A 12558-nucleotide genomic window follows, 5' to 3' on the forward strand; every position below is an offset into this window, starting at 1 on the left:
TTATTCAAGTACATTTGCAGCAAGTGGCTTAAACATCAGCGAGGGCACGAGTCGACAAAGACGTCTCATGCGTCTGCCTCTTGTGCTGAACACCAAAGCGAACGGCCAACGCACAGACGGCCGATGCCATGACAACGAAACCAAGCAACACCAAAGTCTGCTGCGCTTCTCCCACGCCCTTCATCAGAAAAGCGGCACCCACCGCGCCTACATTACCGCCCGCCCCCACAATGCCCGCCACGCCGCCCAATGCTTTCGAATCAACAAACGGCACCAACGCGTAAGTTGCCCCACACGCCATATGCGTAAACAAACCAAACACCACCATTGCCGCCAGCGCCATGGCCACAACATCTGAATAGGCGAACCACAACAGGCCCAATCCTTCACCTAGAATCAAAGAAAACAGCAAAATGGCCCGCCATTCCAGACCTTTGCGTAAGGCAACCCGATCCGACAACCAGCCACCCAAAGCACGTGCAAACAACGCCAACAGGCCGAATACACCGGCAGCCATGCCTGCCTGACCCAGTGTTAATTGAAAACGGTCGACGTAATACAAAGCAGCCATGTTATGCATAAACACTTCAACGCCAAAGCAAGCGCCATAGGTTATGAACAGCATCCAAACCCGGTAGTTCGAGCAAGCCGCCCGAAAACTGGACCACCCGCCCCGTTTACCGGCCTCAACCAGATCACCCCGGGAACGCAACTCGGCATAATTGCCCTTGGGGCAATCTTGCGTATAGCGCCAGTACATCACCGCCATCACCAGCATAGCGACACCAGGCACCAACAACGCCAGACGCCAGGCCTGAGAGTCATCAAAGCCAAGCAACAACGCGCCCGCCAGCAAAAGGGGAACCAACGTTTGCGCAGCGCCGGCACCTGCATTGCCCCATCCCGCCGTGGTGGCATTAGCCGTACCAACCACATTAGAGGCAAACATCACCGAGGTGTGATATTGCGTAATTACAAAACTGGCACCAACTGCGCCAATACCCAAACGGCAAATCAGAAAGGTCAGATAATCATGTGTAAATGAAACCGCGATCACCGGTATAGCCCCAAAAGCCAGCAAGCCCGAATACACGCGACGCGGCCCATAACGATCACATAAGGGGCCCACAATGAGACGAACCATAATGGTTGCCATGACTGCTGCAATATTGATATTGGCTATCTGTGCAGGCGTTAAGCTAAATTCTTTTGCTATGAGCGGCATCAGGGGCGCGCTGGCAAACCAGGCAAAAAAACAAACAAAGAACGCCATCCAGGTCAAATGGAAAACGCGCATTTGCGCAGAACCAAGACTAAACAAGGTGATGCGAGTCGCTTTAGTAGGCATAGTCAATCCATCAAACGAAAAAAGCCCTATTCATCTGGTGATATCACCAGATGTCTAGGGCGTCATTGTCCTGAGGACGGTCGTTAAACCGTAAACACAAAGCGCGTCGTCATTGACGGCTCTCAGAACAGTTCAAGCAAGATGTATGCCAACTTCTTAACTAACAGAATATATAGGGAAAAACGCAGACCGCGCCCAAAACGAGTGACGTGCCTTCAATTGGAAAGCACTGGTGCGGTGCAACAGCGCACTATGCAAGTGCGTCCGGCCCCAAGCGCACAAACCATTCGCGCGGTGAAACACCCTGGTCGGGCCCCAGCATGGAAAACCCGCCGTCAACGGGAATATCCACACCTGTCATCCAGGACGCCTTATCGGTGGCAAGAAACGAAATCACATGGCCAATTTCCTCGCCGCGGCCCACTCGACCCAACGGATGAAAATGCGCTCCCACCGCATCGGCCACCTCGATATTACCGGCACTCATGGATTGCGTTGCGGGCGACCAGGTCCAGGCCGGAGAAACTGACAGAACACGAATTCCCTTGGGTGCCAGATCAACCGCAAAGTTACGGGTAATTTGCAACATGGCCGCCTTGGATGCCGGGTAAATCGCGCGACCGGCCGCACCGAACTTGCCACCGGTGCTGCCCAGATTAATCACAACACTACCTTTACCCATATGAGGCTCCACCTTCTGGGTAAAAATGGCGGCTGAAATCAAATTCACATTCAGCGTTTGAAACCACTGGTCGCGCGACGAACTCAAACCCTGGTCAACATAGCTGCAAGCGTTATTCACCAGAATATCGAGCCGCCCGAATTTGTCGGCAACAAAATCAATGCAACGGTCAATCGCTTCGTCGGACGTAACATCGGCCTCGATGAAGCAAGCACGATCACCGATACTTTGCGCCACGGCTTGCCCGGCATCGGCACCCAGGCCCACCAACACAACCTGCGCGCCGTCGCTGGCCAGCACCTTTGCAATATCACTGCCAATACCTTGAGACGCGCCGGTCACAATGGCAACTTTTCCGGCTAATGCTAATTGGGAAGCTTGCTCTTGCGCCAATGCGCTCTCCTTTAGGCCACCAAAGCCACACTTTAAATATGCATGTCCAGCATACCGAACACACCTTCACAGTTTGTGAGGTTGACCCGTTTCAAATGGATGGCCCACCCGCCCGAATCTGTGGCGGCCAGTTTATGGTAAACCGTTGCGCCTAATTGACGCGCCTCCAAACGATACTCGGTGAGCTGCAAGCTGGAACGCACAATAATATGGCCGGCGGCGTCGGTGCCGTCGATCATGACATTGCCAACCAGGCGGCTGCCATAAGTTGGGGGGTGTTGCGACCAATTGCGATCGTGGTTCACACGGCGCACCCGAACCTCGCGCAGCATGGCGTCTTCCCAAAACAGGGAGACATGATCGAACGGGGTTTCCTGGCCCTGCTTGCGCGGCACCCAATAGCGCCCTTCCGGCGTCCAGAGTTTCAGCCACTCATCCAGCTTGCGATCATCCAGCAACCGGGCTTCATGATAAAGGTACTGCTGAATGCTGTGATAAGTTTCCAGCGACGGTGAAATAGTGGCAACGGGTTCGACGGAAAAATCGAAAGTACGATCAAGCAGCATTTTATTTCTCCTGTGACTGGGCGCTACCGCCCGACAACATGTATTGTTTCCAGGCCGCAAACTGGTTACGCATCGGCAATTCGCTGGTTCCGTTGGTCGACACCGTGCCTTCCGGTGTTTCTTTGTCGGTACCGGCGTAACGATGCTGGCTCACCCAATCACCACCCCGAGTCATATTGCCGTCCTGGCAACGTCGGTACACCTCAATATCATCGGGCATGACATTCGACGACGGGGAATTAATAATGTTGGTATAGGTCAAGGCGCGATCAAAAACCTCATCCGGCGCACCTTTCAAGCGGAAGGTTTGTATTTCAATAAGCGTTCGATTGGCACTAATGGGACGAATAACGCGAAACTGCTGGAACACCGTATGCGGTGAACCGCTGCCGTAAATAACAGTGTTGTGGCGATTCATACCCAGAATCTCACGTGCCTTTTCCTCGCCGTGTACCTTGGCCAGCGATTCAAAGTGTGCGCGCGAGACAGGATCGCGCGTTGCCGCGGCCGGGTCAAAAATAGCCTCCATGTAACCATGGCCATTCTTGTAGGCGCGCAACTCGAGCTTTTCCCAGAACTCATAAGGCTCGCCGTTACCATCCATAATCAACAGCTCGAAAGGCTTTTCGCCCAAATACTCAGCCTCATCGCGCGCCGCCATAAAAGACGACTCGTGTGTAATCGGCGCATGCATCGTGTCGTGCAAATTCTCGTAAAACACTTTCCAGTTCGATTCCTGCATCACCTGGAACACACCGCCCACCACTTCAACCTCGCCTTCGGGCGAACGATCGCACAGATTTTGAATAGATGACGCAGCGCCGTCGAGGAACGTAAGCAGATCAGGGCCTTCCGGAGACTGGCTGGCAAACACGAAACCACAGAAGGATTCGACACGCGCCAGCGGGCGCATGGAAAAATCCGGATGGGATTTGTCGAACGAGGTGCCTTCCATTCCCCTGCGCAAGGGCACTGCCAGCAATTCCCCGCTTAATTTGTAAGCCCACGCATGATAAGGGCAGCGCAGAAATTTACCCGCATGGCCACTACCCTGAGAAACCAGTTGGGCGCCTTTGTGTGCGCAGCGGTTGTACAGCACATTGATCTTGCCGTCGCTGTCGCGCGTCATGATGACGTCCTGGTCGCCGATGCGGCTTGTAATATAGTCGCCCGGATTCTTTACCTGGCTTTCATGACCCACGTAGATCCACGCCTGGCCATAAATGCGGTCCATTTCCAACTGGAAAATTTCTGGGTCGGTATAAACCCGCTTATGCACACTATCTGGGCGAACCAGCCCCGCAATTTCTTCGTTGCTAATGCTCATGTTGTCCTCCGAACCGTTCAAGAGTCATTCTTTCAAAGTCAATTTATTACGACCCGAAACCGCACAATAGCCATAACTGGCATGCATTGTCCGCTTATGGCTCACTATAAGATTTTTCAAGCGCAAGGCTCTGGACATCGGTCACCTGAGCAACCAGCGCCAAACTACGTAAGGCGGCATCGTGCAGCTCGGGCGAGCCCGATGCGCATGCCTGGGCGACAATGGTTACCTCGTAACCCCGATCAGCGGCGTCCCGAACGGTATGCTCAACAACAGAATGCGTCGCCACACCACCGATAACAAGATGGCGCACATCCAGCATGCGCAACAGATGATCAAGCTGCGTTCCGACAAATGCGCTAAGGCGTTGATGTGTAACAATAAATTCTCGTTCATTGTCTAACGGTTGCAATTGCGCCAGGAACTCGGTGCCCCAGTCTCCCTCCTTAACCGCACCCAACTCAACCGTTTTGCGAAAAATGGGCGTATTGCGCGGGCAATCGGCGTAATCCGGGCGAAACGCGATGCGCACATGCATCACCGGCCATCGTCGTTCCCTTGCCAAGGCAAGCATGTCGGCGGCCCCGGCAATAACGCGTTCACGCACGGCTTCATCATCCACCCCCACTCGAATTTTGCCATCGGGGTGCAAAACTTCGTTCTGATAATGCAGGGCGATCACCGCCGCTCGCTTACTCATGGTTTCCCCCAGTTGGTTGTAGCAATACTGAAAAGGATAGCGCCATTTCTACCTGCCCGGTGTCTGAAGCCCTTAAGACCACGGGAAGTCCCTGATTCCACTCACGATTCCTTTACGTCTAAAGTACCGGATGTGGCAGAGTGGCGCCACCTTTACCCTGCCGTCTCAAACCACCGGGCCAATACCGTGCAACACTTGGAAAACCTCGACCTGTCTAGGCTTAACAACCACCTTGTTTTTCACTCCGACTCCCCGTCTGAAGTGCGTACTAAACTGGGCGGCATATTAAGCGAGCACGACCTAACCCTGGGCCACGGCCGGGTGAACACAACACTGTTCCAACGTAAATTAAACGACATCAGTGTCATGAAACTCACCTACGGCGCAGAGGTGAATATAGAGGCCAGCCCGTTCAAAGGATTTTCGCTCGTACAAACCCCTTTAAGCGGCTCATTCGAGGTGGAAATCGGCGGCTGCAGAAAAACCTTCGGCCAGGGGGACGTGGCCGTTTTGTCTCCGCAGCATCATTTCGGTCTTCACTGGCAGGAGGGCAGCGAACAGCTTATTCTTAAAGTCCCCCACCACCTTCTGTTCCGGCATTTCAACGGTGCCCCTTCTCGTACCGCCAATGCCGCCACTGGCTTTACATCACCTGCTTTCAAGCTCGATGGCAGCTTTAATCTGATCTGGCACTCACTGGTTCAACAAGCCATCGACCTCCCCAACGGCACCGGTAGCCTGAATAATTTATGGCTCGCGCACTTCGAACAAACCATTGCGCTGTTCCTGTTAACCCACCAAACCGCCGACGCCGGAAAGCCCGAGGTTTCCCACTGCATTCCGGCATCAAACAGCGCCTTTAAGGGGAACTCAGCCCCACTTGAGCGCATGGAAACTTATATTCGGCAACGCTTGTGTGCACCCATTTCGCTGGTCGACCTGGCGCTGGCAGCGGGCCTAAGCCCCCGTTCGCTTAATGCTTTGTGCCACAAATATTATGGTGTATCGCCCATGGTGTTGCTGCGCAATATGCGGCTGGATGCCGTACGTGAAAAGTTGCAAAGCTGCCCAGGTGCCAATGTCACCCGCGTTGCACTGGATCATGGCTTCGGGCATTTGGGGCGCTTCTCGGCGTACTATCGAGAACGGTTTGGAGAGCTACCCCGTGACACGACAAGCAATCAGTTTTTGCCCTGTATGTAAAAATGCCAATTAAGCTATTGGCATTCGTAGCGAAACATATCAACGGAGTACGCTTTTATGAAAGGTCTTTGCTTGTGCGGCGCAATTGAAGTTTCCACCAACGACCAAAACAAAGTCGATGTCTGCCACTGCAGTATGTGCCGACGCTGGTCAGGCGGGCCCATGTTCGCCGTACACTGCGGCCCCAATGTTAGTTTCAGCGGCACACAAAAGCCCACCACATATCGATCATCTGACTGGGCCGAAAGGGGCTTCTGCCCTTCCTGTGGGACTCACCTCTTCTACCACTTAATTCCAGCCAACGAATACATTCTCTCTGCCGGGCTTTTCAACGATGACACGCACTTTGAAATGCGCAGTCAGATATTCATTGACCACAAGCCTAACCATTATGAATTTGCCAATGAAACACCGACGCTAACCGAAGAACAAGTGTTTGCGAAATACTCACAAGGACAATAACCATAGGTACGCGCAAGCCCATAAGGGCTTGCGACCTGCGAGCCTGTTAGCGATCAGGCCCACCACCAACATCCGGGCCCGACGGGACCGGGCCCTGTGTTTGAGGATTAAACGGTTTTGACGCTGCGGCACTCGGCTGCTCGCCTTGCAGCCGACCACCCAGTGTCTGGAGGTCAATATCGCCCGGCTGAGGCTTCCCAAAATGCAGTACCGTTTGCGGATAGGGCAGATCAATACCGGCCTCGGCGAAACGCTTGCGCACCAGCCTGTTGAAGCCACGTTGCACCGCCCACTGCATTCCTGGAATGGTCTTGATCAACACACGGATGTTGTAACCACGTTCGTGCAAAGAGGTCACGCCGGGAATGTCGATTTTGTCGAGCACCATGCCGGCTAGCTCGGGGTCCTGCATCAGTTCGTCAAACGCCTCGTACAACAAGCCGATCGCTTCGTCCACGTCGGCACCATAGGCAATAATATATTCACCATAATGGTAGCCAAAATCACGCATATGGTTAGACACTTTGTCGATGGCCGAGAAAGGAATTAAGTGGTAGCCGCCATCCAACGTACGGATACCCACCGTGCGCACGGTAATTTTCTCAACCGTACCGAAAATGCCAGCCACTTCAACCACATCATTGTGGTTCATGCCATTCTCAAGCTGGATGAAAACCCCGGTAATAATGTCTTGTACGAGCTTTTGCGCGCCAAAGCCAACCGCCAAACCAATGACACCCGCGCCGGCAATTAATGGGCCGATATCCACGCCAATTTGCGACAGCACAATGAGCACCGTCATGGTCACGATCACAGCCAGGGCAGCGCTTCGGAACAATAGGAGCAACGTCTTTTGTCGTTCAGTCGTCCCGTTAGACGGATCATCATTCAGCTTACTTTCAATAATGCTGGCAACAACCGTCCAGATCCCCATGGCAAACAGCAAAATCACGGCCACATGCACGATGCCCGCGATGGCAGCCCTCCCTTGCGCGGAATACAACCATTCAGAAAGGCTAAAGGCGCGCCAGGCGTCGAGAATCAACAAAACGGCAATCACCAGAATCACGCCTCGCAATAGGCGGATCGCGCCGGGCACATAAGAATTCAGACGTGACTCAAGCAAAGGAAGCCGGCTTCGAATGTCATCCGAAAGCGTGATTTTGCGGGCCAGCAATGATGAAAGCATTGCAGCAATCAAGGTGGCGACCCCCGCCACCACCAAAGTGCGCAATGTCGCCTCGGTAATGAAAGGCAATGCATTTTGTTGGTCGGCCTGCGTGGCAACCAGCAAGGCGGTAAAGTACGCCAACCCAACCCAATGCCATAATCGACCCGCGATGCGATACAGCGTTGCGAAGAATGCATTAGAGGCCGTCTCGGCACATTGCTCGATTCGCACGCGCACATCGTGCCGGTTGCGCCAAATAACACGCACGGCATATACATAAACGCCAAGCATAATAAACAGACCAACAATTCGACCCATGGACTGCGTTAACATTTGCTGCACAACCGGTACCGCCACCAGCATGCCGTAGCCAGTAATACTAATAATGCGTTGCAGCCATCCACTCCAATATTTGGCTTGTGTATCGCTCATTCGCCACAGACGTAAATGGGGATGCCGTTCGGCAAACACCACGCGGCATAGCGACCGTGCAAGTTCAATGGCAACGAAAGCGCTGACAAAGAGCAAACCCAATAGGGAGGGTATCTGCCATTTCTCTTGGATGAACAAAGATAGTCCATAACCTGCCAAAGCTGCCAAGAGGATCGTCACGGCATCGATGGCCAGCGCACCTGCAGCCGCACCAACACGTGGCATGAGCTGGGCTGAGCGCTTATTTGGCTTGGACGCCTGGTTACGCTCAACCCATGCGTCCAGCCGGCGGAAAAACGACAATGCGGCCAAGCGAAACACACCAAAGGCCACCAAGGTACTCACGATTACCAGCACCAAACTCAACCAACGCGATTTCCATTGCGCCGCACTCATCTCATGAATGCCTTCGCCGGCAAATAACCCACGAAGCATGGCGGCCGTTTGGGAAAAGTCATTGGCCATATCGGCGGCAAATGCTTGCAGAGAACCGGCAGCGCCTTCCATTGATTGTGCCTCAGCCTCAGTGGACGTACCGGAGGAATCAGAATCGACTTGGGCCGCCCCGCCGTCTTGAGTCTGCGCATTTTCTTGATCAGCCCCGGGCTTATTCCCCGGTTGCTCGTCTGCCAATTGCCGAAGCTGTGTTATCAAGGCATTACGTGACTTTTCGTCTGCAAGCAAATCGGCCAACACAGCATACGAAAGCGTGGTATCGGCCGATGACGACGACTCGCCTTCAGACGACACCGACTTTTCGGCCGAACTGGACACACTGGAAGGATTTGCCGGTTGGGCCGCTGCAATGGGCGCCAACGCAAAAAGACCTAGAAAAAAAACACAAACCAATAAAGCCTGCACCTGGACGACGAAAACGCCCTCACCGTTGCGACAATTCACTACCCATCCCCTTGCTTTGATTCGAACATCCGAAACGGTCAAGCCGCTGCGGTTATCGCTTTACAGGGTAACATCGTCGCTTATACGGTAAAACCCACACCAGATGTACTACACGAGGCGAAGCGTGGAATGCAGCACAGGCTATATATAATGTCGGCCATGCAAAAACTTCATTCCTTCGACAACGTTGAAACAGTTAACGTAACGGTAACCGGCCGCGTACAAGGTGTGGGCTTCAGGGCTGCCACCGTGCGTCAAGCGCACCTCTTGAAGCTAACCGGCTGGGTTCGCAATAATCACGACGGTTCAGTTGAAGCGTTGCTGCAAGGGCCACACGACGTCATCGACCAAATGTTGTCGTGGTTGTTAATGGGCCCGCCCCCGGCGCGTGTCGATCAAATCGACACAAATGAAGTTGTTACTGAGCGACGTTTCGACCGGTTCGAGCAAATTTAGGCGAACACCGCCGTCGCATCGTTTACGCCTTCCACCACTTTGAGTATGGAAGCATCTATCGCTGAACCGGCAAATAACGAAAAAACACCTGTGACGCGGCTACTTTAACCTGCATCGCACACAACGGAAATTAAGTTGCCATTAATTCTAATAATCCTTAGAATGATAGAATGAAAAAACGTATACTGAAAGACCTTCTTTATGAACAGGTTGCCCGAATCGGCAAGGCAACTTCAAGCCCCAAGCGGCTGGAGCTGCTGGAACTGCTTGCGCAAGAAGAAAAGTCGGTCGAAGTTCTGGCCGATGAACTCTCTATTACCATCAAACTTGCCAGTGCACATTTAAAAGTGCTTAAGGAAGCCCGTCTGGTTACCACCCGCAAAGACGGCAAGTTTGTGTACTACCGCCTGGCCGGCCCCGACGTGGGGCGCCTGTGGGTAACCCTGCGCAGCGTCGCCCACGAACATTTGGCAGAGCTACGCGTCGCGCTTGACACCATTTCATCAGCTCCCGACAAACTCGCCACATGCGACCGAAAAGCGCTGATGGCACAAGCAAAACGCGGTGAAATCATCGTCATTGATGTACGGCCAAGCGCCGAGTTCGAACACGCCCATTTGCCGTTTGCCCGTTCCATGCCCCTAAGCGAGATAGCCAACCGCCTTAACGAACTGCCGAAAGACACAGAAATCGTAGCCTACTGTCGCGGCCCCTTTTGTCTGTTCGCACAAGAGGCAACGCAGCTCCTGCAAAATCATGGCTACACCGCCACAACGCTCTCCGACGGCGTGGCCGAATGGCAATCGGCCGGTATGCCGCTTAAACACGCAAAAACACCTGCTTTTTAAATTCTTACTATGTTCTTCAAACAACTTCCTGCCAAGGAATCTTCACTCTCATACTTTTTCGGCTGTGCGGGTCACGCCATGGCTGTGGCCGTCGACGTGGTAGCAGGTGACGAGGATTGGTTCATCGAACAAGCCGAACAAGCCAATGTACGAATCGCCTACGTCATCGACACGCATATTCACGCCGATCATTATTCAGGAGGCAAAGCCCTGGCCAAGCGCGTTGGCGCTTCATACTGTTTGCACGAAAGCGCGCGCTCGGTCGTCAAGTTTGAATACACACCCTTATCAAACGAACAAGTCCTTAAGCTGGGCAACGTCAACATCCAGGTTCTGCACACGCCGGGGCACACACTAGACAGCATGTGCTTGCTCGTGTCGGATGCCCGGCGCGGCCCGGACCCCTGGTTCGTCATCACCGGTGACACCCTCTTTGTAGGTGCAACCGGGCGCCCCGACCTTGCCGGACAAGAACAGGAAATGGCGGGCATGCTGTACGACAGCCTGCATGAAAAACTGTTGAACCTTCCATCCGAACTGGAGATTTTCCCGGGCCATCAGGCGGGTAGCGCATGTGGCGCGGGGCTCTCCGGAAAACCCTCTTCAACCATCGGCTTTGAAAAACGCTGTAACGCGCTACTGACAATGGACCGCCGGAGTTTTATTCAGGCGCTTACGGCCGATATGCCCGAACGTCCCGCGAACATGAACCAAATCATGACTGCCAATATTGCACCGTGAAGCGACCAAAATATGAAACACGGCATTCAACACAATAAATCCCAGTTCTTTCACCAACTCTTGCAGGTACTTTTCGTGGGTCTCACCATTGGCATGACCCGCACAGTGATCCCCGCGTTGGCCGAATCCGATTTCGGCGTTCCCAAAAACTCGTTCCTTTTGCTCAGTTCATTTGTCGTCGCCTTCGGCATCGTTAAAGGCATGATGAATTTTGTTGCCGGGGGGCTATCCGACCGCATTGGCCGCAAACACGTACTGGCTTTGGGCTGGCTTGTAGCCTTACCTATTCCCATTATGATTTGGTACGCATCCAACTGGAACTGGATTGTGGCGGCCACGATATTGCTGGGGGTTAACCAAGGATTAACCTGGTCGATGACCCAAACATCAAAACTCGATATCACCCGCCCCGAAGAGCGCGGCCTCACCTTAGGGCTGAATGAATTTTCCGGCTATGTGGGCGTAGCGCTTGCGGGTATTGTGACGGCCTACATGGCGTCATACTGGGGGCCGCGTGAAGGAATACTGATTTTTGGGTTGGTCATTATTATTGTCGCGTTGGTACTTACCCAACTATGGGTTAAAGACACACTGGCTTGGACCAAAGTTGAAATCAACCCACATCAACCTGCATCTGCGCAAATATCGCCATACAGCCACCCTAAAGGCGTCTCGGAAACACTATCGACCAAAGAAATTTTTATCCTTACCAGTTGGCGGGATCGCCGTCTAATGGCGCTAAGCCAAGCCGGCTCGGTCGAGAAATTTGTTGACGCCCTGGTGTGGGTTTTCTACCCGGCGTTTTTATATCAGAACGGTGTCAGCCTAACGGACATCGGTTGGATAATTGGCTGCTATGGGCTGGTTTGGGGCGGCTCACAATTATTCACCGGCACACTTTCCGACCGCATAGGCAGGCACGGCTTGAACGTTTGGGGCATGTGGGTGTGCGGTGCCGGTGTGGCCGGCATGATGCTGGGTCATGGCGTGACCTGGTGGGCTGCATGCGCCGCCGTTTCAGGCTTCGGCATGGCTTTACTGTACCCCAACCTTTCGGCGGCGGTAGCGGATATCGCCCATCCATCGTGGCGCGGCACCGCCATCGGCATTTACCGCTTCTGGCGTGATCTAGGCTACGGCATCGGAGCATTAGGACTGGGCCTGGCCGCCCATTTCACCGGCCATATGGAGCCCGCGTTCTGGTTTGTGGCGGTATGTATGTTCGTATCCGGCTTGATACTGTGGTGGCTGGGTGAAGAAACGCATCCGCTTCATAAGTAAAAACACCGATTGTTAACTGTTTGAACAAACGTTTAACTTTAAAGTAAT

At 53.5% G+C, this 12558-nt stretch carries 12 protein-coding genes; 6 read left to right on the forward strand and 6 right to left on the reverse strand.

The genetic code is table 11. The features are described 5' to 3' along the window. Window positions 1–28: 28 nt before the first annotated feature. The 5 genes from G9Q38_RS01030 to G9Q38_RS01050 all read right to left on the reverse strand — a co-directional run bounded on the left by G9Q38_RS01030 (window position 29) and on the right by G9Q38_RS01050 (window position 5016). A complete protein-coding gene (locus tag G9Q38_RS01030; protein WP_119441578.1) occupies window positions 29–1348 on the reverse strand; it encodes an MFS transporter in 1320 nt (439 codons plus the stop codon). Between the two features lie 250 nt (window positions 1349–1598). Continuing rightward, complete coding sequence (locus G9Q38_RS01035; protein WP_166126929.1) at window positions 1599–2423, reverse strand: SDR family oxidoreductase; 825 nt, start codon at window positions 2421–2423, stop codon at window positions 1599–1601. A gap of 32 nt (window positions 2424–2455) precedes the next feature. Further along, the gene (locus G9Q38_RS01040; protein ID WP_114419369.1) at window positions 2456–2989 is read right to left on the reverse strand and encodes an aromatic-ring-hydroxylating dioxygenase subunit beta; all 534 of its coding nucleotides are present in this window, start codon (window positions 2987–2989) and stop codon (window positions 2456–2458) included. A 1-nt stretch (window position 2990) separates the two neighbouring features. Continuing rightward, window positions 2991–4316 carry an aromatic ring-hydroxylating dioxygenase subunit alpha gene (locus tag G9Q38_RS01045; protein ID WP_166126932.1) on the reverse strand — a complete coding sequence of 442 codons (1326 nt, stop codon included), beginning with the start codon at window positions 4314–4316 and terminating at the stop codon, window positions 2991–2993. Window positions 4317–4410: 94 nt separating this feature from the next. Next, window positions 4411–5016, reverse strand: coding sequence for a cysteine hydrolase family protein (locus G9Q38_RS01050; RefSeq protein ID WP_166126935.1), 606 nt, complete (start codon window positions 5014–5016; stop codon window positions 4411–4413). Between the two features lie 186 nt (window positions 5017–5202). On the opposite strand from G9Q38_RS01050, the gene G9Q38_RS01055 reads away from it, so the two are divergent. After that, entirely contained in the window at window positions 5203–6219 is a 1017-nt protein-coding gene (locus G9Q38_RS01055) for an AraC family transcriptional regulator (RefSeq protein WP_205962321.1), read from the forward strand. 57 nt (window positions 6220–6276) lie between these two features. After that, window positions 6277–6681 carry a GFA family protein gene (locus tag G9Q38_RS01060; RefSeq protein WP_114419366.1) on the forward strand — a complete coding sequence of 135 codons (405 nt, stop codon included), beginning with the start codon at window positions 6277–6279 and terminating at the stop codon, window positions 6679–6681. 46 nt (window positions 6682–6727) lie between these two features. Here G9Q38_RS01060 and G9Q38_RS01065 read toward each other — a convergent pair whose 3' ends face one another. Then, window positions 6728–9184 (reverse strand): mechanosensitive ion channel domain-containing protein, encoded by a 2457-nt coding sequence (locus G9Q38_RS01065; RefSeq protein WP_166126941.1) that lies wholly within the window; start codon window positions 9182–9184, stop codon window positions 6728–6730. Between the two features lie 159 nt (window positions 9185–9343). Between G9Q38_RS01065 and G9Q38_RS01070 the strand changes: the two genes are divergently transcribed. The 4 genes from G9Q38_RS01070 (at window position 9344) to G9Q38_RS01085 (ending at window position 12510) form a co-directional block, all read left to right on the forward strand. Further along, window positions 9344–9640, forward strand: a complete 297-nt coding sequence (locus tag G9Q38_RS01070; RefSeq protein WP_370523898.1) for an acylphosphatase — start codon at window positions 9344–9346, stop codon at window positions 9638–9640. A 170-nt stretch (window positions 9641–9810) separates the two neighbouring features. Then, entirely contained in the window at window positions 9811–10488 is a 678-nt protein-coding gene (locus G9Q38_RS01075) for an ArsR/SmtB family transcription factor (protein ID WP_166126946.1), read from the forward strand. A gap of 78 nt (window positions 10489–10566) precedes the next feature. Continuing rightward, a complete protein-coding gene (locus G9Q38_RS01080; protein ID WP_228276166.1) occupies window positions 10567–11229 on the forward strand; it encodes an MBL fold metallo-hydrolase in 663 nt (220 codons plus the stop codon). A gap of 12 nt (window positions 11230–11241) precedes the next feature. Continuing rightward, window positions 11242–12510, forward strand: coding sequence for an MFS transporter (locus tag G9Q38_RS01085; RefSeq protein ID WP_166126951.1), 1269 nt, complete (start codon window positions 11242–11244; stop codon window positions 12508–12510). Window positions 12511–12558 lie beyond the last annotated feature (48 nt).

The organism is Pusillimonas sp. DMV24BSW_D, from assembly GCF_011388195.1.
Lineage (GTDB): Bacteria > Pseudomonadota > Gammaproteobacteria > Burkholderiales > Burkholderiaceae_B > Neopusillimonas > Neopusillimonas aestuarii.